The sequence below is a fragment of the Clostridium sp. C8 genome (assembly GCF_001010885.1).
Classification (GTDB): Bacteria; Bacillota; Clostridia; order Clostridiales; family Clostridiaceae; genus Clostridium; species Clostridium sartagoforme.
In genome coordinates this window covers 17333-40388 of sequence record NZ_LBMX01000103.1, presented here as the reverse complement: position 1 = coordinate 40388, position 23056 = coordinate 17333, and the positions used below count along the sequence as shown (strand labels likewise).

Below are 23056 nucleotides of genomic sequence, written 5' to 3'. Positions count from 1 at the left end.
TTGATATTTTAAATACTAACAATATCTAGTAAGAGGTGATATAGTGATGAACAATATACTTATTATTGAGGATGAGCAAAGCGTTTCAGATGTGTTGAAAGCATATCTAGAAAAGGAAGGTTATAAGGTTTATTCTTCTACCAAAGGATTAAAAGGTATAGAAATATTCAAATCAATGGATTTTGATTTAGTTATTTTGGATTTGATGCTTCCAGATATAAGTGGGGAGGAAGTATGCAGAATAATACGTCAAACATCGAACGTGCATATTTTTATGCTCACAGCAAAAGCAGCTTTAGATGACAGGATAGAAGGTTTGAATATTGGTGCTGATGAATACCTCATTAAACCTTTTAGTCCAAGGGAGTTGACAGCAAGAGTTAATGCTTTATTTAGAAGGTTAAATGTAGAAAATGAGTCTTCTGATTGCATTTTTGATGATGGAAATTTAACTATAGACTATGAAAAAAGAATAGTAAAAGTAAAAGGTGAAGAAGTACCTTTTACCCCTAACGAATTTGATTTATTATACTTTCTTATAGTAAACAAAGGTAAAGTATTATCAAGAGAACAGATAATAGATAAGGTTTTTGGAATGGATTTTGAAGGATATGATAGAACTATTGATGTTCATATAAAAAATATCCGTAAGAAGATAGAGGAGGATACAAAGAACCCTAAGTATATAATTACGGTAATGAAGGTAGGCTATAAATTTGGTGGTGAGAATTAATTGCAGACAATAAGAAGAAGGTTAAGTATTCTATTTTTCACATGCTCTATTGCAGCGATTTTATTAATTACCTTGTTCGTGAATATAACAATAAGCAATAAATTTAATCAATACATGATAGATACTCAAAATAAGAGATATGAAAGAATAGTTGTCTATTTTGAAGAGGTTTATAAAAGACAAGGAAAATGGACTGAGGATTCAGGTGTTGAACTGATGCATGAAGCCTATATGGGGAATTATTGCTTAACTCTAATGGATAACAATAAAAAAACTATCTGGGGAATGGACCATAATGAAATAAAAAACAATCTACATTTAAATACGATGATTAAAAAAGATATAGGAATATATAATGCTAAAACTTTTGAGATTAAATCTGATGGCAAGATAGTAGGTTATGTAGAAATAGGTCAGTATTCATCTGTTCTCCTATCTGAAGAAGATATAAACTTCAAAGTATCTATAAATAAAAGCATTATTGCAAGTGGTGTATTAACACTTGTTATTATAGTTACAATTAGTCTTTATTTTTCAAAACAATTTTCAATTCCGATAAAGGAGGTGTCAAGTATGTCTGTTAATCTATCAAAAGGTAACTTTAATGCAAAATCTAGCACGAAAAGCAATATTGAGGAACTTGAAGATTTGAGAAAAAGTGTAAATATCCTTGCTGAGAAATTAAAGTACCAAGATAGTCTTAGAAAAAGGTTAGTTTCTGATATCTCTCATGAAATTAGAACGCCATTAAATGTACTGCAGAATAACTTAGAGGCTATGTTAGATGGAGTTTTTCCAGTTACTCAAGAAAGATTAAACTATCTCAATGAAGAAGTAATTAGATTTGGTAGACTATTAAATAATCTAAATGTGTTAAAAGAGTTTGAGTCTGAGAGCATAAAACTAAATTTTGAATCAGTGTTCTTAGATGAAATAATTGATGATATAAGCAAAGAATTTTATGTGTCTGCAAAAAATAAAAAGGTTAAATTAACTTATAAAGCAGAGCCAAATGAAAAATATCTTATAACTGGAGATAAGGATAAGTTAAAACAAGTATTTATTAATCTGCTATCCAACGCAATTAAATTTACTGGAGAGAATGGTACAGTTTATGTGAATCTTTCTAGTACCGATAAAAAATTTATAGTAGAAATAAAAGATAGTGGTATAGGTATTAAGGAAGAAGATTTACCTTTTATATTTGAAAGACTTTATAGAGGAGATAAGAGCCGACAGCAAATTGAAGGTAGTGGTATTGGATTAACAATTGTAAAAAATATTTTACAACTTCACTATGCGACTATTGATGTAAAAAGTGAAGAAGGTAAAGGCAGCATTTTTATTATTAGTTTTGATAAAGAAATAAATAATTGATGAAAGGAAGTTAAGTGATGAAAGAACTTATTAGTTTTGGACCAATTCATATATACTTTTTTGGAGTAATGATAGCCTTAGGTATAATTGCAGGCAGTATATTTGCAATTAAGCAAGCAGAAAAACGAGGAATAAATGAAGACACAATGCTAAATTTAATAATGATAGTTGTAGTATCTGGGGTTATAGGAGCAAGACTCTTCTATATCTTATTCTATAATCCATCCTACTATTTTAATAACCCTTCTGAAATTATAAAAATAGATGAAGGAGGATTATCTATACATGGAGGTATTTTTGCAGCAATTTTAGCAGGGTATATATACTCAAGAAAAAGTAAGATATCATTTTTAAAACTTGCAGATATTACAGTTATGGCTCTTCCGCTTGCACAAGGTATAGGTAGAGTAGGATGTGATGTTTTCGGTAAACCTATGGCTAATATAATGCCATGGGCTATCAATTACAATGGACAAGTATTGCATCCAGCACAAGTATATGAGTTTGTTTTGGATTATATATTATTTGTAATACTATGGAAGAGAAGTTATAAGAAGAGGTTTGAGGGAGAGCTATTCATAATTTATTTAATTGCTTTTCCAATAATAAGAGGTATAGTTGAATTCTTCAGAATAAATCCTGTTGTATGGGGTCCATTTTCGATTTCACACATATTAAGTCTGATTTTAATAGTTATTGCATTAATCGTGTATAAAGTGCTTCTAGGTAGAAATAGAGATATAGTTGAGAAGCTAGAAGTAAACGAAATAAAATCAAGCACTTTGGCAGTATATTTAATTACTCTAATTGCTATTTCTGTATTTGTATTTTATTTTGTACAAGGTTAATAGTAAGAAACTTTAACTAGAAATTGTATGAAGAAATAAAAAATATTTGAATTTATTTATTTCTTCATACAGTCTTCATAAGATTTGATTATTATTGTATGTGTAAAGCAATAAAATACATACAAGGGGGGGATATAATTTTATGAATAGTAAAAAGAAAATACTTGCATTAACTATTTCTACAGCAATGCTGATATCTTTTGCTGGATGCAGCAGAAAAGTAACTGGAAGTAAAGAAGCCGATAATGCACTTAACGCTATAAATGAAATAGTTAAGGCTTATCCTGATAAAAAGGGGTTTCATGAGTCACTTAAACATTGGGGATTTGAGCTTCCTACAGGAGAAAAGTTTGAATGGAGCAAGGATATGTCCGCAAACAAAGCAGACTTTGCTATGGTAATGCTTGCAGATCCGTTAGTTAAAGCAGGATTAGATGTGAACAAGTTAGATAAAAGTGAATGGCTGTATGAGCCAGCAGGAAAAGATGATATGGGAAAAGAACTTCCTAATCGTTTGATAAAGCCATACAATGTTAGTGATAAAAAAGAAACCTCAAGCGGATCAGAGGATTCTATGAGAAGACTTCTTAAAGCAAATTCAGAAATGATAAAGTATCATGAGGATCAGAAACACTTTGGCTTAAAACTGGGTGATGGTAATGAAGTACAATGGACTGAGAAGCTAGGTTTAAATGATGCTGACATGATATTCGTTTTAAAGGCTGAACCATTAGTTAAAGCAGGATTAGATCTAAACAAGCTTGAAGGTAGTGGTTGGGTTTTTAAAGAAGCAAGTAGTGATGATATGGGAATGGGAGCAAATCCAGATCAAATAGTAAAGATATATGACATTAAGAAATAAGTTCTTTTTTATTTATTATTTAACCTCCCCCGCCATGTGGGGTGGTTAAATAATAAATTATTAAATTCTCTAATAATAGGTAAAATATTTTTATAATTACAATAGCGAAACTAGTAAAGGAGAAATTATGAACGAAGAAAGAAATAAAGCTTTGGTGTCACTTAAAACCTCAAAAGGTCAAATTGAAGGTATTATCAAGATGATTGAAGAAGGGCGATACTGTGTCGATATATCAAATCAAATTATTGCAGCACAAGCCCTTTTAAAGAAAGCCAATATGCTAATACTAAAACAGCATATACACCATTGTGTAAAAGAAGCTGTAATACACGATAAAGGTGAAGAAAAAATAGATGAAATAATAGATATTTTAGAAAAGATTATTCATAAATAGATTTAAAAGAGGCGATTATATGTTTAAGTTTCTAAAAAAGCTTATTAAAAAAATTGAAGAAGAAAATAATAAAACCTTTGGCGCTGGTAAACTTGATTGTTGCGATTTAAATAAAACTACAAACATTAGTAACAAAGGTTTTAATAAAAATAAATAATTTATTTTAGGAGGCGTAAAGATTAATAATCTTTACGTACTATTAAAGAATACAGGAGGGATTAAGATTGGAAAAGAGTCTTAAGATAGAGGGGATGACCTGTGCTGCTTGTGCAAAGGCAGTGGAGAGAGCATCCAAGAAACTTCAAGGAGTTACTGAGGCAAATGTTAATTTTGCTACTGAAAAACTTAATATAAACTTTGATGAAACAAAGGTATCCTTAGGAGATATTCAGACTGCTATTGAAAAAGCAGGATATAAGGCTATAGTTGAGTCTAGTGCTAAAACGCTTAAAATACAAGGTATGACTTGTGCAGCCTGTGCTAAAACTATTGAGAGAGTTACTAAGAAGCTTGATGGTGTTATGGAGTCTAATGTTAACTTTGCAACTGAAAAATTAAATATCAGCTATGACCCTTTAAAAGTAAGAATATCAGATATAAAGAAAGCCGTAGAAAAGGCAGGTTATAAGGCTTTAGAGGAAGAAACTACCGTAGATGCTGATAAGGAAAGAAAAGAAAGAGAAATAAAGACTCTTTGGAAGAAGTTTGTTATATCAGCAATTTTCACAGTTCCACTTTTAGTTATAACTATGGGACATATGTTTGGTGAACCGTTAGGCTTCCATTTACCTGATATTATAGACCCTATGAAAAATTCTAGAAATTTTGGGATGATACAATTAATCCTTGTATTACCTGTTATAGTAGCTGGATATAAGTTCTTTACAGTAGGATTTAAGTCTTTGTTTAAAGGTAGTCCTAATATGGATTCTCTTATAGCCATAGGTACTTCAGCAGCATTTTTATATGGTATTTTTGCTATAATACAAATATATGGCGGTAACGTAGACTATGCCTATGATTTATACTTTGAAGCAGCAGGTGTTATTATTACACTTATACTTCTAGGAAAGTATTTAGAAGCAGTTACAAAGGGGAAAACTTCTGAGGCAATTAAGAAACTAATGGGACTCGCTCCTAAGACAGCTATCATTATAAGAGATGGTAAAGAAGTTGAAACTCCTATAGAAGAAGTTGAAGTAGGAGATATAATCGTAGTTAAGCCAGGTGAAAAGATGCCTGTAGATGGTGAAGTAGTAGAAGGTATCACTTCTGTTGATGAATCTATGCTTACAGGAGAAAGTATGCCAGTAGAGAAGAATATTGGCGATAAGATTATCGGTGCAAGTATAAATAAAAATGGTTCTATAAAGTATAAAGCAACTAGAGTTGGTAAAGATACTGCCTTAGCACAGATTATAAAACTAGTAGAAGATGCTCAAGGTTCTAAAGCTCCAATTGCTAAAATGGCAGATATTATTTCAGGTTACTTTGTTCCAGTGGTTATATCAATTGCTGTTCTTTCAGCAGCTGCCTGGTATTGGTTTGGTGGAGAAACAGGAGTATTTTCTTTAACAATATTTATATCGGTGCTTGTTATTGCCTGCCCATGCGCTTTAGGACTTGCAACACCAACAGCAATTATGGTTGGTACAGGAAAGGGTGCAGAGTATGGTGTTTTAATAAAGAGTGGTGTGGCACTTGAAACTGCTCATAAGGTAAAGACAATAGTATTTGATAAAACAGGTACAATCACAGAAGGAAAACCAAAGGTAACAGATATAGTAGTTACAAATGGTATAACAGAAAATGAATTATTGCAATTAGCCGCATCAGCAGAAAAGGGGTCGGAACATCCTCTTGGAGAAGCTATAGTTAAAGGTGCTGAAGAAAAAGAGCTTGAGTTTAAGAAACTTGATTTCTTTAAGGCTATACCAGGGCATGGAATAGAAGTTAAAATAGATAGTAAAGATATTCTATTAGGTAACAGAAAACTTATGGTTGAAAGCAATATATCACTGGAAAATCTAGAAGAGACTTCACATAAACTTGCAGGAGAAGGCAAGACTCCAATGTACGTAGCTATAGACAATAAGATAGCTGGTATAATAGCTGTTGCAGATACTGTTAAAGAAAACAGCAAGAAAGCAATTGAACAGCTGCACAAGATGGGTATAGAAGTTGCCATGATTACTGGTGATAATAAGAGAACTGCAGAAGCTATAGCTAAGCAGGTTGGAATAGACAGAATTTTAGCAGAAGTCCTTCCACAGGATAAAGCAAATGAAGTTAAAAAACTTCAAGCAGAAGGCAAGAAGGTTGCCATGGTTGGTGATGGTATAAACGATGCGCCAGCACTTGCTCAAGCAGATATTGGTATAGCAATAGGTTCAGGTACAGACGTTGCTATGGAATCAGCAGATATAGTTCTTATGAGAAGTGATTTAATGGATGTGCCAACTGCAATTCAACTAAGTAAGAAGACTATATTAAATATAAAAGAAAACTTATTCTGGGCATTTGCTTACAATACCCTTGGAATACCGGTAGCAATGGGAATACTGTACATCTTTGGCGGTCCAAGATTAAATCCAATTATTGCAGCAGCTGCCATGAGCTTTAGCTCAGTTTCAGTTTTATTAAATGCTTTAAGATTGAAGGGCTTTAAACCTGCGAAGTAATTATATAAATAATTGACTATATAAGAAGATAACTTCTTATCTTCTTATATAGTTGTTTTAAATAAATATAACTAAATGGAGGGAACCAAAATGAAAAAGAAGATATTAATTGAAGGAATGAGCTGTGGACATTGCGTAAATCATGTTAAGGAGGCATTGAGTGAACTTAATGGAGTAACTAATGTTGAGGTTAACTTGGCATCAAAAACAGCAATAATAGAAGCAACTGTAGATATTGAAGATAAGGATATTAAATTTGCAATAGATGATGCAGGCTATGAGGTTGTAGGAATAGAAATACTATAATTTTTGAGAGCATTGATAGTGATATCAGTGCTCTTTTTATGGTTTTATAATAATTCTATCCTCTTTAAAGCTTTAGCTTTTGGAACTTTTCTTCATTTTAAAATAATATTTAAATACAAGGAATAGCATGAATACTAACATCCCTGCAAATAGAGTGTAGCTTTTTATATATGCTAAAATTGCATCTCCAAATATGTATATAAGAATACCTTGGGGTAAGTACCTTATAACTCTACTTAAAATTGAGGCAGTCATAAATACTGATAAATTAATATTGAACGCACCAGCAGATATAACATAGGCTTCATAGGGTATTGGTGTAAAGGATGAAGTCAAAATAGTTAAGAATGCATTTTTAGAGTACATTTCTTTAATTTTATTAAACTTATCCTTATAAATTAACTTATTTAATAGAGGAGTGCCTAACAATTTTCCTGCATAGTATCCAGCTATGGAACCGAAGGCAGAAAATACTATTAATGTAATAGAGTGTAAAAGTGCTTTAGATGTATCTAATAAAACAATAGGTATAAATATAAATTCCATAGGCATTGGTAACAAAACGGCTTCGGAAAATCCAGCAATTGCAATTCCAAGTATACCGTATTTAATGAGTATATTTGTTATAATCTGCATTTCATCAATCTCCAGTTTTATATTCTACAAATACTAAAATAATCCTAGCAATAAAAATAACTAGGATTATTATTTACTATATATCTATATTTATTTTCCTGCTGCTTTTAATACAGCAGCCTGATGCTGAGAATCTTCTTGTCCATCTTTATGACGTGTACTATTTAAAAAATGTATGTCAAAATGTCCATCCATGCCATTTCCTTTTATAACATCAAGATTTTCACCTCTGCCATATCCATCAGAACGGTTATTAACTACAGCATAAGCTGGCTGTGAATCTAAACCAGCATGGGGCATAGCACTCATAGAAGCAGCATATCTCTTACCATTTATAGTTAGGATTACAGGTCTTCTAGCCCATGAAAATCCACCCCATATGCTTTTTATTATATCACTATCTGCCTTAGTTAAAGTTTCGGTATCGGCATGGTTAGTGCCCATAGTTCTTTTAGCCATAAAAGTTTTTCCTGTATAAACGTCTTTAATTTCAGCTACTGTTCCAACAGAGAAAACAGTTCGTCCACTTTTCCACCAATCAACAAGCTCTACATTTGAAGAATATGTACTTTGTTTCTTTTGAGCAGTGCTATTGCTTACAGTAGTTTGTTTAACAGGCTGCTTTTTTTCTGCAGGTTTTTCAGTGGTTTTACTTTGAGCTTGAGGCTTAGTTAAGCCTGTGCCTCCTCTTGATAAAGAAGGTGTAGTTTTAACTTCTTTATTTGTAGAAACTGAGTTTACAGCTACTGTGGCGAGGGTAGATTCCTTCACATTAGTTTCTTCTTGTTTCTTTTCCTCTAATATTTTTTGTTGCTGAGTTAATAATAAATTATCCTCAATCATCTGAGTATCCTGTTTAGCTGATACGTACTCAACTGGTTTGGTTTCAGAAACAGTTTGAAGATTTCTTAACGCTAATTGGGAAGGTACAGTTAAGCTCAGCGTTAATAAATAATAGGTAATAAATCTTTTGTTCATATGTTTTTCCTCCTTTGAGCCTGCGAAGTTAGTTGACGGGTTCGGGAAGAGGATTTCCCTACATAAATATGATTCACCCCAAGTATATATCCTCCGCTGCAAAAGCATTAGGCTTTTATAGTTTAATATTATTAATGAGATACTTTGAAAATAAATCTCAACGATAATAGAATTATAAACTAGAATTATGTAGACAATATGAAGAGAGGGATTTTTATACTAGGATTTTACTGGAAATGAGTACTATGAAAATAAAAGAAGTCTGTTTTGTGAAACAGACTTCTTTAAATAAAATTGGGTTTGGGGATATATCTTTGAAAAAAACAATTTTCAATTAGTTAATGTAAGGATGGGTGATTAACTAACTGACTGTACTTATAGTATAATATCGAATTGTGGAGGAATTATGAAGACAATATAAATATAGAACGAATACGTATATCTAAATAATATAAAAAGCCTGATACCTCAGGCTTTTTATATTATTTAATTGTTATCACCTCACTTAAAATAGGCTTTTTGCTCTACAGTTAAATTAACTAAGGATGTGTGTGTATTGTGCATTTTGTGTATGTTTGTTTTAGTATATTTATTGACTATTATAAGATATATTTATGTAGATAATGTGAAGATGACTTAGGTAAAGTTACCCATCACAGGGATGAGTATTTTAAAAATAAAGTTGAAAAGACATGCATATCTTACAAATCAATACATGTCTTTTTAGAAATATTTATTTAAATATTTATGGGGATCTTCATCTTATATACTTGTTTCTAACTTCTTCAAGATTCACAGTTTTTATGTCATCAACAGCTTCAACTACTCCTAATAAATCTTGATTAACTAATAGTGCATATACTCCTGAACTATTTATAGTAAAGTCAATATCAACTATACCTTTCTTTCCGGTAAACTCCTTTACAATAGCTCCAGTATTTGCATCTACTATAGAAAAGTCGCTATCATAATAATCAAAAGAAGTTAAGTCCAGGGACATCTTAGTATTTATTCCCTTATTAACTACAATTATCAGAGGTTCTAATTCATAACCAGTTCCTTTTATTTTTATGATTTGATTATTTTTTGAAACTTGTGCTTTTTTTACTAATCTATCAGTAGGCACCTTACTAATATCATTGCCATAAATACTTGGCTTAGATTGCTCAGATGGTCCATCAGAAGAACTGCTGCTTGAAGAAGCCACGGAGCCGAGATCATCTACAACCTTAATAGTACCACGTATCATTCCCATCCAGCAGCTAAAACTTAGATCCTTATCTCCAGGAGTAAACTCTATTATATTTTCACCACTCTTAAGCTTTTGTTGTTTCTTTAGAGAAGGAATTACTATAGCATTATTACATGAAGTTAGCTGAGTTGCATTAACTACCCATTTAACAGGGACTCCTTTTTGTACATATAAAACATTAGGGGTGTATCCTCTACCACTAGCAGTCATATTCAAAACTTGTACACCATCTTTTAGGATTGCTTTATTTGCATTTGAAGAAGAGGATGAAGTTTTATTATTCTCTGTAGTTCCTGTATTATCTGAACTAGCTAAATAGTTAGATATATAAGTTAATGGATTAATACTCATTCCCGTTAGAGCTAGGCCTCTATTTCCCATAATAAGACCAAGAACTATAATAAGTACACCGCTAAATTTAAGAATTTTTTTTGTATAACCTTTACTTAATATCCCTGAAATAGCTCCAAAGGTAAGCATTAATGGTGCTGTTCCTATAGCAAACATGAACATAGACAACGCACCTTTAACAGCACTGCCTGTACCTAATGCAAACAGCTGCATTGTTTGAAGCGGTCCACAAGGCATAAGCCCATTTAAAAGTCCAACTATAAAAGGAGAACCAGATTTATTTTTAACTTTGCATGCGGCATGTGGAAGTTTAATGCTAAATTTTCTAAATATACTGAATCCAGCCATATTAAAGCCCATCATTATCATAAATACTGCTGCAAATATTTGCATACCTGCTTGGGCGGTAATTGAAAGAGTAAACACTGATCCAAGGGCACCAATTATACCACCTAATATAGTGTAAGATACAACTCTTCCTATATTATATAAAATTGCGGGTTCCATGGCTTCAAACTTATTCTTGCTTTCCTTTGATAAGCTTTGTGAAAGCATTATACCGCCGCACATACCCACGCAATGAATTGATGTAAGCATACCAACTACAAACAAAACAGCATAAGAAGCGTTTTTCAGTTTTGCTTCCATATCAAAACCACTAGTGTTTATACCAAGAAGTACAATAGCAGCGACTACTATAAGTATTCCCATAAACTTATAGTCATTTGAACTTTCTGTAGTGTATCCAGCAGACTTAATCGCAGTTTTAATTTTATTTATACTGCATAATTCATCATCGTATTCAACTTCTGCAAATTGTCCACTATAGCTAGCCTTTGCATTTAGCACACCACCTACCTTTTTACAAGCTTTTTCAACCCGATTTTCACAAGATGTACAGGTCATTTCGTACACTTTAAATTTTTCTTTCCTAATGCTCATAGACAACCTCCCAATATGTAACTGATAGTTAAAAAGGTTTATTTTTATAGACAATAATAAAAGTATATAAAATAGATATGTGGATTATATGAAGAGAATTGAGAAAAAGGTAAATAAATTGTTAACATATTATGGAAGTAAATTGAGTTTGATTATGGATTATTAATTATACATAAATAAGTATTGTAGAAACGATCATTGATTAATTTGAAAAATAGAAAAGTGAACATAAAAATAAAATATATTTTTATAGCTTCATAATTACTCCACAATTCTAGACTACTATATAAGCACAGAGACAAACAAATGAAAGGAGATAGATAAAATGATGGGATACGGATATGGAAATATGATGGGGGGATATGGTTACAATATGATGGGAGGAGGCGTATTTGGATTTATATCCATCGTAGTAATGGTTTTGGCTGCTTTTGCTGTTTATAAAATTATCACTAATGATAGCTCAATTAAAAATGGTGATTCATTACAATTGTTAAACAAGCGATTTGCATCTGGTGAAATAAATGAGGAGCAATATAAAGCAATGAGAAATACTTTAACAATGAAATAGTTTAAGATAGATAAAAAAGACCAATATTAAAAATCTAATTTAAAATTATAGGAGGAAATGTTATGAAAAATTCAATATTAGCTGTGCTGAGTGCAGTAGTAATCTCTGCAGGAACAATAGGAGGAGTTGCCTTTGCAAAAGGTGTTGATGATAGCTTTAAGGCAAATCAGCAAATTGCAGCAGTAAATACTAATGATAATACTAACCCAGTAATTATAGATAATGGGAATATATCACTTAAAAATGATGGACAGACAAGTAGTAATACCAGCACCGTTAAAGTAAATGATCAAGCTAAGGAAAAAGAAAATATTATTAATACAGTCTCAAAAACAGTGGACAGTAGTGCTGTAAAAATAAATAGTAATATCGATACTGCTAAGTATAATGAAAATAGCGCCAATAACCAATCTAAAGATGTTTATAAGAATATGACTAATATAATGAGAGATAATGGTTTTAAAGATGCAGCTAGATATATGCAAACTGGGGATTTTGATGCAATGAATGACTATATGAATACTCTATCACAGGAAGATTATGATAAGATGATTGAAATTATGAAAAATAATGGATATGGTTATATGGCTCAAATGATGGAGTCCATAGGTAGAGAAGGTATGGTTGAGATGCATAATTCAATGGGGTCCATACCTGGTAGGGGAGCAAACAGTAGAACTTACAATAATATGATGGGTGGTTTCTAAATAAAATAATACCTAATTTTAAAAACACAATGTTCTAGTGTTAAAGCTAGGATATTGTGTTTTTGTAATGGAAAAAATAAATATCTTCTATTACTTATCAATTTAAGGCATAACTAAAACCAATATATTAAGGTGTCTATAAAACCAATTGCTAAAAGAATCAAACCACCCAAAATTCTCAAGAAGTTCTGAAGTTTTCTTACTAGCTTTACTGAGGATTTACCATCACCTTTACCTAAAAGCAATAAAAAGATTATTATAAGCATTGGTATTGTTGTACCTACAGCAAAGATTACAGGCAATAAAAATCCACCGGAGGCTTTTATGGTAATTGGCACTGCTAATCCAAAGAACAACCAAAATAGTGTTGGGCAAAATGCAAGCGAGAAAACAACACCTAGAATAAAAGAAGAATTAAATTTATTATTGTTATTAAGGTACTTTTCAATTCTATAGGATAAAGAATTACCTAAGGAACCTCTTAAATGAATAACACCTAGAATATATAGACCAATAAGAATAACCAAAGGGCCTATAAACTTCCTTGTGAATTTAAATACTGGTATAGAGGTTTGCTGTAACTGAATATTAAATACCGCTATTAAAATACCATATAACAAGAACATAACTAGTTTACCAGAAATATACCATACGGTATTGTTAATAATTTTCTTTTTATCATTTGAATCTTTTGAAAGATAACCTATAGCTCCTAAGTTAGTAGTGATTTGGCAGGGAGCTGTAGAGCCTAAAACACCAAGTAAGAATACTGATATCATAGGAATACTTGTATCCTTACTTAATTCAATTAAAGGTGTACTAATACTTTGACTTAAAATATTAAGAATTTGATAAAATCGAATTGTAAAATCGCTTATTATAATCAACTCCTTCATTAAAGAGATATTAATTATTAAATAATATTATCACTTATATGTAAAGATTATATGAAGAAAAAAAGAGTATCTACTCTTAAGTAAACACTCCATAGAAGGGGGGGATTTATTTATAAAATTAATATTTAACTATTTAATATGGATCTTCTCTTTAAATACTCATCTTCAGAGATTTCCCCATTAGCGTATTTTCTGCCTAAAATGTCTAATGCACTATCAGACCTTCTGACTTTTCTGTAGTTTAGATTATTCTCAGAAGGACTTACATAAAGAACTATAAAAATAGTTAGAATTACTAACGGTAAAAACATCATTATTATCATCTCTCCTCTCAGTGACTTTATTATATTTTAAGATTGTGAAGGAAATATGAAGAATAATTTATAAATTTATATACAATAGGATTCTGTACCAATGATTTATAATCTAACATATAATAATAAATGAAAATAATATTTAGGAGAGTTGATTAATGGTCATAACGCCTGATCTTCATAACCTTCCTTATAAGGAGATAAAAGGAGTTAAGTATTTTGAGTTAGTGGCTGAAGAAGTTGAGAGAGAACTGCTCCCAGGATTATTTATAAAAGCTTGGGGATACAATGGAAGCACACCAGGACCAACTATTCAAGTTTGTCCCGGTGATTATGTTAACTTTAGGGTTTATAATAAACTATCTGAACCAACTAGTGTTCATTGGCACGGGTTAGATGTACCTGTTGTTATGGATGGTGTGCCAGATGTACAGCCATCACCCAAAATTGAACCTGGACGCTATTTTGATTACAGATTTAAAATAGTTAATCCACCTGGAACTCATATGTATCATACCCATCATATATCACATACTCAACAGATGATGGGACTGATGGGAGGCTTAATAATATTAGACCCTTATGATTTAAAAACAGATAGAGATTATTTTATTATGCTTCAGGAATTTAAAGTTGAAGGATTGCCTATGGGAGTAGTAAAACCGGGTAAATATGAAATAGATCCCCATTCACATGACTTCAATTTCTTTACAATGAACGGCAGAGCATTTCCTTTTACCACTCCATTAGAAGTAAAATGCGGTGAAAATATAAAGATAAGACTAGGAAATGCTATGGAAAATGGTCATCCTATTCATATTCATGGTCATCAATTTATGGTATCCGCAGCTGACGGAAATACTATAGAGCCACGTAATAGGATGATAAAAAATACAATACACGTAGCATCTGGGGAAACATGGGATATTGAATTCTTTACTAATAATCCGGGAATATGGCCATTCCACTGCCATATACCTCATCATATGACTAATAATATGACGAAACCTACAGGAGGTATGTTTACTACTATTGTATATAAAGATGTTCAAATGAAATGATTGTTAAATACAATTCAATAAATCTTGGGGGAGTTTATAATGGACCCCGATTAGAAAGTAAACTCCTATAAAACATAAAGAAATACACTGAAATTATTCTGAATATAGTATTTTAAAAATAAGCCTAACATTTATTTGTTGAGCTTATTTTTTTAGCTACAATATAATACCATATATACTTTCATAATTCCTTCATAATTTGAAGATAAGATATTAGGCGAAAAGATAAACTTTTTGAATTATACATTCTACCCTCAATAGTTTTAAACAAACTTAAAATTATATAATAAAACCTTTATAAATGAAGGATAATACATCCATATAGCAGGGTTACTGATTACTAGCTTATATAAATTATAATTAAAGAAAATTACTATAAATTATAGTTGGAGGAACTTATATGAAGGAATTAACAACTAATGAAACTAAGGTAATAATAAATAGATTGTCAAGAATTTCAGGTCAGGTTGAAGCAATTAAACGTATGACAGAGAATCATAGAGATTGTAATGATATACTTACTCAAATATCAGCTGCGAAATCTGCACTTGATAGTACGGCTAAAATAATTTTACAAAATCATATTAATTCTTGTATAGAAGATATCATAAAAAGAAATGATGAAACTGCAATAGACGATTTAAACAGCACTTTAAACAAACTTTTCAAGTAGAGGATATAAATAATTAAATGTTAAAAATAAGAATTAAGCCACAGCAACATGCACTAATTAAAAATAACATGTTGCTGTGGTTTTTCTATTAACTTGATTATATTTAGAAAATTATCGTCTTACATAATTCCTCCACAATTTATTTGTAGTATATATCCATAGCAATTAAATCAAGCAAAACAAAAAGAGGTGTAATTATGAAATCAAGAAAATTTTTATGGTCTGGGGTGCTAATCCTTTCAGTATTGCTATTTGCAACTTATCTAGTGCCTAATATTTATTTAGGTGGAAACAAAGTATTAAGAGAAACTAATATCAATAGCATTTACAGAAGTGATAACTATAATTATAGCAATAGATGGGGTAGTGGTTATGGGATGATGGGCTCCTACAGAGGAAGAGGAATGATGGGGGGATATGGTGGAATGATGGGCAGAAACTTTAGGTAAAAATCAAATTAATACCTAAAGAATTAAATTACTCTAAAGGTGATGCTTATATTAACATGCTAGATAATTTTATATATTAAAATCTAAAGGAGATAAGTCTATTATGTCAATTATAAAAGCAAAATAGAAGATCCAAGGAAAATTTATATTTATCTCTAACTGAAGCAAATGAATAGTTCAGAACGAAAAGTAGATAATAAAGACTATGGAAATGATTGCACAGGGAATATTATATCTACAGGAGATGATTTTATGGAAAATATTAAATATGAAGTAGTAACAAATAAATCCTTTGATGAAGCTGTTAACAGTATAGTAAAGAGCCTTGAAGAGCAAAAATTTGGTGTGCTTTGGAAGTTGAATTTTAAAGATAAGTTAAAAGAAAAAGGTATAGATTTTGATAGCAATTTTATGATATTAGAAGTTTGTAATCCTCATAAAGCCAAAGAGGTACTTACACAACATATTGATGTAGGCTATTTTCTACCCTGCAAATTAGTGGTTTATGAGGAAAACAGTGAAGTAAAAATTGGTATGATGAGTCCAGATAAACTTATTGGATTGCTTAACCACAAGGATTTAGAAGATACAGCAAAGGAAGTTCAAAATATATTAGTTACTGCAATAAACAATGCAAAATAAGAAATATGGTAAGAATGCTAAAAGGATAGAAAAACTCTATCCTTTTTTATAATAAAAACAAATGGAGAGGTATAAATGGATATTAATTCAGAAAAAATACGTAAAAGATACAATAGAGCATCAAGATTTTATGATATATTGGAAAGTCCTATGGAAATGATGTCATTAAAAGAGTGGAGAATTAATTTAATGAAGGAGCTTAAAGGAAAGGTATTAGAGGTAGGAGTTGGTACAGGTAAAAATATAGAATATTATCCAGATACTATTGATATAACAGCCATAGACTTTAGTGAAAAAATGCTTGAAAAAGCTAGAGAAAAGGCTCAAAGATATAATAAGCAAGTTACACTTCTACAAATGGATGCACAAGATATGGATTTTCAGGATAATACCTTTGATATGGTATTTACAACTTGTGTTTATTGCTCAGTTCCCGATCCTATAAAGGGATTGAAGGAAATGAAAAGAGTTTGTAAGCCAAATGGCAAAATAATAATGATCGAACATGTTAGAAGTGAAAAGAAGATACTAGGTCTTATAATGGATATTTTAAATCCTATTGTAGTAAACACTTATGGTGCAAATATAAATAGAAAAACAGTTCAAAATGTGCATAATGCAGGATTTAGTAGTATAAAGGTAAAAGACATATATAGCGATATTGTTAAAAATATAGTAATTATAAACGATAAGTAAGGTATAGTAGTTTATATTTTGCATTTAGAAATTACACAGGGATTAGCCTTATAGGAAATACATCCCTGTGTAATAAGTTGTTTATATCCATAGCTATTATGTAAGAAAGCCTACAGCAACATAAGCAATTGTGGTGATTATTGCACCTGCTATGACAAATGGAAATGATGTAGTCAGATGCTTCCCAAAAGATGTATCCGCCATTTGGGCAGAAAGAGGAGATATTATATCTGTTACTGCACCACCTGCCCAAACTGTACCTATCATTATGGAAATTGAAACTCCTGAGTTAATTGAAAAATTAACAGCAAGAGGCATCATAAGTGCCCAAGTTGCCCATGATGAACCAATGGTATAGGAAATAATCCCGCTTATTAAAAATAAAATTGCTGGTATAAGAAATTTTGGTATACTTTTAATTAAGCTTTCACTAATTAAATTATTAAATCCCATATCTTGAGTAACTGAGGTTAGTGCCCAGCTGAGAATAAGAATAATAACAAGTGAAAGTATCTTTTCTCCGCCTTTAACTATATGAACTTCAATTTCAGCCAGACTTATTTTTTGTATCATAAAATAAGCAGTAGTTATAAAAAGGGTAAATATTACACCTGAGAATATGGAAACGCTGAATTGAGCAGCACTTAATGCCCCCCAAAAGCTAGTAGCTTTGCTTTTTCCTGTCCACCAGAAAAAGAAAATAGTGCTTATAAGCAATATTATAACAGGAACTATTAAATTCTTACTGTTTTTAGGATATTCTTCAACTGATTTTCCTAGTAGCTCTTCCTTTTCAATGTGTCCTTTTGTAAATTCTTCTTTTTCTTCTGTAGCTTTTCCTATTTTAAATTTACCAAAGCCTAATCCAAATAAAGTAACTCCAACAGCTATAACAATCATAATCCAGGAGAATAAATTCCAAAAGACACTTTTAACAACAAGGGTATATGCATTTTCAGTTATTCCTGTATCCTTAATATTATTTGTAACTAGTGTTACCATATAGCCTAAATAAGCTGTGGCTATTGGAATTAGCAAAATAAGTTGAAGGCTTGTTACAGATAAAATAAAGGCAAACTTTTCTTTTGATCCCTTAACTTTGTTTACAAGGGGAGTCAGTACAGTTCCAACTGCAATAGTATGAAACGAACTGTCAAAGAAGGTTATAATACTTAATAGCCAAGCCCATCCTAGAACACCTTTTTCACTTTTAGCCCACTTGCTTACTTTCTCACTAAAGCCTGAAATCCCTCCGCCCATTTCAATTAATTCTGCCAGAGAACCAAATGCAATCAAAAAGGATAAAGTATAGGCACTTTCCTTATCTGCAACAGCATCCATCATATATTCCCCAACTGCTGTAATGCCGCCTATTAGACCCTTACTAATTAGAGTACCTGCCAAAACTCCTGCAAATAAAGAAACTATAAGTTTTTTTGTCTTAAATGTTAAAATTATTGTTACTACAGCAGGAATTAATGATAACCAAATCAAGATATCAACCTCCCTTAAGAATATTTTTTATCAATGATCCTAAAATATATGTAAAAAACCAGCTATCAAAGCTAATTGATAGCTGGTTTTGGTAGCAATTACATATTAGCCATTTTTCTGCACTCGTCAGCACACATTCTGCATACGTCAGCACATTTTTGGCAGTGTTCGTCTTTGAACATGCTGCAATCTTTTGCACATGCATCACAAATATCAGCACACATCTTGCAATGCTGTTTTGCATAGTGAGAATTCATAGACATTAATCCTGCAGACATTTCACACATCTTTGCACATTCAATAAGCATTTTCACACAATGATTTCTTGCAGTTAAGTCAGGCTCGTTAAGACAAGCTTCAAAGCATTCATAACATGCTTGTGCGCATTTATTGCAAGCATCTATACATGATTGCATATTATTTGTTACCATTGTTGCTACTCCCATTTAAATCACTCCTCGTATAAATTTATTCACGATTTTTATTATGTACTTTAAATTTTGTATTATACCAATTTAGAATAAGTAATTAAACCTCATTAAATTATTTATAAGAGTTTTTTATTTTAAATTATGTTTATATTGAAATAATTCATTTAACATTAAATCTACATAATGTCTTCATAGTTATAAGATATATTAAAAGTACAATATCATTTAATAACTAGGAGGAGTACTTATGCAAATAACAAGAAGCAATATCTTATCAAACCTGCAGACAGCCTATGGAACAAGACAAGCTGGGGAAAACATATCTAAAAGTCATTCAAATCATAACATGACTAAAATGAGTAATCAAAATCAAATGGACCCAAACTGCAATATGAAGGGTATGCACAATCAGACAGGCTCTATAGATTCAAAGAATACAGCAAAGGATAGTAATTTAGGTTCAAAAATCGATATTAAAGCATAGTTAATTTAGAGATATGATTTTTATAAATTGTATCTCTTTTTTATTACCATTAACAATAGTATTCTTCATATTTCCTTCATAATGATAAAGTATAATTATTATTAATTAGTATTAATAATTCATGGAGGAATAAAAATGAATAAGAATAAACATATGTTATTAGGTATTGGACTTACAGTGGGATTAACTGCAGTTGGATATATTACACTTTTAGAACCAATGATAAGTTATTTTAAAATAAACAAGAGTGCAGTTAATATAGATATTCAAACAAGCAAAACAAAAAGTACACTTCCTATACCACAGCTATTAGAGGATAAAAATCCAGATCCCAATATTGCGGATTTTACTTTAGAACCCCAAGAAGGAGAAACTTCATTTTTACCAAATACCAAGACACGAACTATGGGTTACAACGGAAGCTTCTTAGGCCCTGTCATCAGAGTAAGTAAAGGTGAGCAAGTAAATGTGCACGTAAATAACAAGCTAAAAGAAGCAACAACAGTTCACTGGCATGGACTAGAGGTAGAAGGAGAAAAAGATGGGGGTCCTCATCAAGGAATTGAACCAGGAACAACTTGGGAGCCTAGTTTTACAGTAAATCAACAGGCTGCAACATTGTGGTATCATCCGCACTTTGGAGGAAATACAGCTACCCAAGTTTATAAAGGTTTAGCAGGACTATTCTATGTGGATGATGAAGTATCAAAAAACTTAAATATTCCTAAGGAATATGGAGTAAATGATATACCTTTAGTAATTCAAGATAGAAGCTTTAGTAGGGATGGCAGTTTTATTTATAATACAAATATGATGGATGGAGCAACAGGGGATACTATCATAGTTAACGGAGCTATTAAACCTAATTTAGAGGTTAATAGAGTCAAGATGAGATTTAGAATAGTTAATGGTGCTAATGCAAGTAACTTTAATTTAAAGTTAGATAATAGAGATGTATTCTATCAAATAGCATCTGACGGTGGATTTTTAGAAAAACCGGTTAGCCAGAGGAATATTATGTTATCACCTGGGGAAAGAGCAGAGATAATTGTAGACTTTTCAAAGTATGAAAAGGGAACGCAGCTATCACTTATGAGTGATAAGGAAGCCATTATGACCTTTAATGTTAAAGGTGATGGGAAAGATGATACTGAAGTACCTAGCACTTTAACGAATATAGAAAGAATGTCAGAAGCACAAGCTACTAAGATAAGAAGCTTTGAGCTTCAAGGTATGGGTCATATGGTATCAATAAACGGTAAAAAGTTTGATATGAATAGAATTGATGAAACAGTAAAACTTGGAGATACAGAGATTTGGGAAATTACAAACCCAGGGTCTATGATGCATCAAATGGGGCACCCCTTCCATATTCATGGCACACAGGTTCAAATTTTATCAAGAAACGGTAATGCTCCTTCTCCAGAGGAGAGCGGATGGAAAGATACTGTATATATTGAGCCTAACGAAAAAGTAAGACTTATAGTTAAGTTTAATAAGAAAGGTACTTATATGTACCACTGTCACATTCTTGAACATGAAGAAGCAGGTATGATGGGACAAATTAGAGTAGAATAATAAATAATATTTTATATCTTCATAATGCTCCCACAATTTAAGTGTAAGATTCTAATATAGAAATTACGAGGAGAGGATAAGGATATGAGAATATTAAAAATGTTGTTCAGTAAAAAATTTAAAGAAGAATACTCAAGAAAAATTGCAAATGATTATAATGAGATAAATAATAGAATTGAAGAAATATATACAGAAGCTATTACTGAATATAATAAATTAAAAGAACAAGCTGCTTAAACTTAGTAGAATATATGAATTGATATTAACTAGAGATATGGTTTTAAAGATCATATCTCTTTTTGTATTAATTTTTTAGTGTGATAAAAGTTACAGAAACAATAAAGTTTATGATTTATAATAACTTATAAGATAAAGAATAAGCCTATCAAAATGAAATATTGATATCTAAAAATAATATTAATATCTTTTTAATATCATATATTAAAAAATAAAGTTTCTTCATATCATCTTCATAACTATATAATACAATAATCATTGTCAGATGAAGATGAACATCAAAAGGAGGAAACATATGTTTAAATCAAAATATTTCAAGCTTATAGGAAGTTCTGTGGTACTAACTTTGACTCTTGCAGCCTGCAGCAATTCTGTAAAAAATACTCAAACGCCTGTGGCAGCACCTGAGCAAAATAAAGCTGAGACTAAGGTAGAACAAAAATCTCCATCTTATATATACACAGCCAATGAAAGTGGAAGCATATCTAAAATAGATGCTGCTACAAATAAAGTAGTTGAGACCTTTAAGGATGAAGGCTCTCCACATAACGTTCAAGTATCACCAGATGGCAAGGTGTTTGCTTATACATCAGCAGTTAAAATGGAAAAAGGGCAAACAGACCATGGTTCCATGAGTATGAATGGATCAGCCATATTTTATGATGTAGAAACAGGAAAGCAAATTAAAAAAGTTGAAGTAGGCAAGCATCCAGCTCATATAGTATTTACTGAAGACGGAAAGTATGCCGTAGTTACAAACAATGAAGATAATAATATATCTATAATAGATGCAAAAACTTATAAATTAATAAATAACGTAAAAGTTGGAAAAGGTCCACATGGTTTTAGAATATCTGCTGATAGCAAGTTTGCTTATGTAGCAAATATGGGAGAAGATACAGTAAGTGTTGTTGATATTGCAAGTAACAAAGAAATTAAGAAAATAAAGGTTGGAAAAACACCTGTAACCACAGCGATAACTAAAGATGGTAAGACTTTAGTTGCAACAGTAAATGCTGAAAATTACTTAGCTGTAGTAGACCTAGCTACAGATAAAATTGAAAAGGTAGCGGTAGGGGTAGGACCAGCTCAAGTATATCTATCAACTGATGATAAATATGCCTTCGTTGCAAATCAAGGAACAGAGAAAAATTCTTCTAACACTGTTTCAAAAGTTGACTTAACTACAAAGCAGGTTGTAGCTACAATAGAAACAGGCAAGGGAGCTCATGGAGTAGTAGTAAGTCCAGATAACAAGTTTGTATATGTAACTAATATGTATGAAGCAACAGTTAGTGTAATAGACAATGAAACAAATAAAGTAATTGCAACAATACCAGTAGATGAAGAGCCAAATGGTATAAGCTTCAAAAAGTAATATATAACTAACAATATTAATGACTATATTTCTAAGACTAATTTTAATCTAGAAATATGGTCATTATTTTTTTCTTGCTTTAACA

General features: G+C 31.3%; 26 protein-coding genes and 1 riboswitch. Of the genes, 19 read left to right on the top strand and 7 right to left on the bottom strand.

Translation table 11 applies throughout. The annotated features are described in order from the left end of the window. Positions 1-46: 46 nt before the first annotated feature. From AAT22_RS16610 to AAT22_RS16580, 8 genes are all read left to right on the top strand, one after another. The gene (locus AAT22_RS16610; protein WP_047002075.1) at positions 47-733 is read left to right on the top strand and encodes a response regulator transcription factor; all 687 of its coding nucleotides are present in this window, start codon (positions 47-49) and stop codon (positions 731-733) included. After that, positions 734-2110 (top strand): ATP-binding protein, encoded by a 1377-nt coding sequence (locus tag AAT22_RS16605; protein ID WP_047002074.1) that lies wholly within the window; start codon positions 734-736, stop codon positions 2108-2110. It begins immediately after the preceding gene. A 17-nt stretch (positions 2111-2127) separates the two neighbouring features. Then, positions 2128-2958 carry a prolipoprotein diacylglyceryl transferase gene (gene lgt, locus AAT22_RS16600; protein WP_047002073.1) on the top strand — a complete coding sequence of 277 codons (831 nt, stop codon included), beginning with the start codon at positions 2128-2130 and terminating at the stop codon, positions 2956-2958. Positions 2959-3100: 142 nt separating this feature from the next. Next, complete coding sequence (locus AAT22_RS16595; protein WP_047002072.1) at positions 3101-3820, top strand: hypothetical protein; 720 nt, start codon at positions 3101-3103, stop codon at positions 3818-3820. A gap of 127 nt (positions 3821-3947) precedes the next feature. Beyond that, positions 3948-4214 (top strand): metal-sensing transcriptional repressor, encoded by a 267-nt coding sequence (locus tag AAT22_RS16590; protein WP_047002071.1) that lies wholly within the window; start codon positions 3948-3950, stop codon positions 4212-4214. A gap of 19 nt (positions 4215-4233) precedes the next feature. After that, positions 4234-4371 carry an LDCC motif putative metal-binding protein gene (locus tag AAT22_RS19325; RefSeq protein WP_164880545.1) on the top strand — a complete coding sequence of 46 codons (138 nt, stop codon included), beginning with the start codon at positions 4234-4236 and terminating at the stop codon, positions 4369-4371. A 67-nt stretch (positions 4372-4438) separates the two neighbouring features. Beyond that, positions 4439-6895 carry a heavy metal translocating P-type ATPase gene (locus AAT22_RS16585; RefSeq protein WP_084820797.1) on the top strand — a complete coding sequence of 819 codons (2457 nt, stop codon included), beginning with the start codon at positions 4439-4441 and terminating at the stop codon, positions 6893-6895. A 90-nt stretch (positions 6896-6985) separates the two neighbouring features. Next, entirely contained in the window at positions 6986-7201 is a 216-nt protein-coding gene (locus AAT22_RS16580) for a cation transporter (protein ID WP_047002070.1), read from the top strand. Positions 7202-7273: 72 nt separating this feature from the next. On the opposite strand, the gene AAT22_RS16575 is transcribed toward AAT22_RS16580, so the two are convergent. The 3 genes from AAT22_RS16575 to AAT22_RS16565 form a co-directional block, all read right to left on the bottom strand. Then, the gene (locus AAT22_RS16575) at positions 7274-7837 is read right to left on the bottom strand and encodes a VTT domain-containing protein (RefSeq protein WP_047002069.1); all 564 of its coding nucleotides are present in this window, start codon (positions 7835-7837) and stop codon (positions 7274-7276) included. Between the two features lie 90 nt (positions 7838-7927). Then, entirely contained in the window at positions 7928-8815 is an 888-nt protein-coding gene (locus AAT22_RS16570; protein ID WP_052954000.1) for a hypothetical protein, read from the bottom strand. A 2-nt stretch (positions 8816-8817) separates the two neighbouring features. After that, positions 8818-8939, bottom strand: a riboswitch (cyclic di-AMP (ydaO/yuaA leader). Positions 8940-9572: 633 nt separating this feature from the next. Next, complete coding sequence (locus AAT22_RS16565) at positions 9573-11360, bottom strand: sulfite exporter TauE/SafE family protein (protein WP_047002068.1); 1788 nt, start codon at positions 11358-11360, stop codon at positions 9573-9575. A gap of 325 nt (positions 11361-11685) precedes the next feature. Between AAT22_RS16565 and AAT22_RS16560 the strand changes: the two genes are divergently transcribed. Together AAT22_RS16560 and AAT22_RS18660 are read left to right on the top strand one after the other, a co-directional pair. After that, positions 11686-11931, top strand: a complete 246-nt coding sequence (locus tag AAT22_RS16560; protein ID WP_047002067.1) for a hypothetical protein — start codon at positions 11686-11688, stop codon at positions 11929-11931. Positions 11932-11993: 62 nt separating this feature from the next. Then, positions 11994-12638, top strand: coding sequence for a hypothetical protein (locus AAT22_RS18660; protein WP_052953999.1), 645 nt, complete (start codon positions 11994-11996; stop codon positions 12636-12638). Positions 12639-12751: 113 nt separating this feature from the next. Here the strand turns inward: AAT22_RS18660 and AAT22_RS16550 are convergent, their stop codons facing one another. Next, positions 12752-13534, bottom strand: coding sequence for a sulfite exporter TauE/SafE family protein (locus tag AAT22_RS16550; RefSeq protein WP_047002066.1), 783 nt, complete (start codon positions 13532-13534; stop codon positions 12752-12754). Positions 13535-13659: 125 nt separating this feature from the next. After that, positions 13660-13848 carry an SHOCT domain-containing protein gene (locus AAT22_RS16545; protein ID WP_047002065.1) on the bottom strand — a complete coding sequence of 63 codons (189 nt, stop codon included), beginning with the start codon at positions 13846-13848 and terminating at the stop codon, positions 13660-13662. Between the two features lie 158 nt (positions 13849-14006). On the opposite strand from AAT22_RS16545, the gene AAT22_RS16540 reads away from it, so the two are divergent. From AAT22_RS16540 to AAT22_RS16520, 5 genes are all read left to right on the top strand, one after another. Further along, the gene (locus AAT22_RS16540; protein ID WP_047002064.1) at positions 14007-14909 is read left to right on the top strand and encodes a multicopper oxidase domain-containing protein; all 903 of its coding nucleotides are present in this window, start codon (positions 14007-14009) and stop codon (positions 14907-14909) included. Between the two features lie 400 nt (positions 14910-15309). Then, positions 15310-15582, top strand: coding sequence for a metal-sensing transcriptional repressor (locus tag AAT22_RS16535; protein ID WP_052953998.1), 273 nt, complete (start codon positions 15310-15312; stop codon positions 15580-15582). A 197-nt stretch (positions 15583-15779) separates the two neighbouring features. Beyond that, positions 15780-16031, top strand: coding sequence for a hypothetical protein (locus tag AAT22_RS16530; protein WP_047002062.1), 252 nt, complete (start codon positions 15780-15782; stop codon positions 16029-16031). 168 nt (positions 16032-16199) lie between these two features. Beyond that, positions 16200-16673, top strand: a complete 474-nt coding sequence (locus tag AAT22_RS16525; RefSeq protein ID WP_242849838.1) for a DUF302 domain-containing protein — start codon at positions 16200-16202, stop codon at positions 16671-16673. A 75-nt stretch (positions 16674-16748) separates the two neighbouring features. Continuing rightward, positions 16749-17369 (top strand): class I SAM-dependent methyltransferase, encoded by a 621-nt coding sequence (locus AAT22_RS16520; protein WP_047002061.1) that lies wholly within the window; start codon positions 16749-16751, stop codon positions 17367-17369. Between the two features lie 96 nt (positions 17370-17465). On the opposite strand, the gene AAT22_RS16515 is transcribed toward AAT22_RS16520, so the two are convergent. Further along, positions 17466-18863, bottom strand: coding sequence for a Na+/H+ antiporter NhaC family protein (locus AAT22_RS16515; protein WP_084820796.1), 1398 nt, complete (start codon positions 18861-18863; stop codon positions 17466-17468). Between the two features lie 98 nt (positions 18864-18961). Further along, positions 18962-19309 (bottom strand): four-helix bundle copper-binding protein, encoded by a 348-nt coding sequence (locus AAT22_RS16510; RefSeq protein WP_047002060.1) that lies wholly within the window; start codon positions 19307-19309, stop codon positions 18962-18964. Between the two features lie 232 nt (positions 19310-19541). Between AAT22_RS16510 and AAT22_RS16505 the strand changes: the two genes are divergently transcribed. The 4 genes from AAT22_RS16505 to AAT22_RS16495 all read left to right on the top strand — a co-directional run bounded on the left by AAT22_RS16505 (position 19542) and on the right by AAT22_RS16495 (position 22971). After that, positions 19542-19778, top strand: coding sequence for a hypothetical protein (locus AAT22_RS16505; RefSeq protein ID WP_047002059.1), 237 nt, complete (start codon positions 19542-19544; stop codon positions 19776-19778). A gap of 135 nt (positions 19779-19913) precedes the next feature. After that, a complete protein-coding gene (locus AAT22_RS16500) occupies positions 19914-21356 on the top strand; it encodes a multicopper oxidase domain-containing protein (RefSeq protein ID WP_047002058.1) in 1443 nt (480 codons plus the stop codon). Between the two features lie 84 nt (positions 21357-21440). Beyond that, positions 21441-21593 carry a hypothetical protein gene (locus AAT22_RS19200; protein ID WP_155594204.1) on the top strand — a complete coding sequence of 51 codons (153 nt, stop codon included), beginning with the start codon at positions 21441-21443 and terminating at the stop codon, positions 21591-21593. Between the two features lie 295 nt (positions 21594-21888). After that, positions 21889-22971, top strand: coding sequence for a YncE family protein (locus AAT22_RS16495; protein ID WP_047002057.1), 1083 nt, complete (start codon positions 21889-21891; stop codon positions 22969-22971). Positions 22972-23056 lie beyond the last annotated feature (85 nt).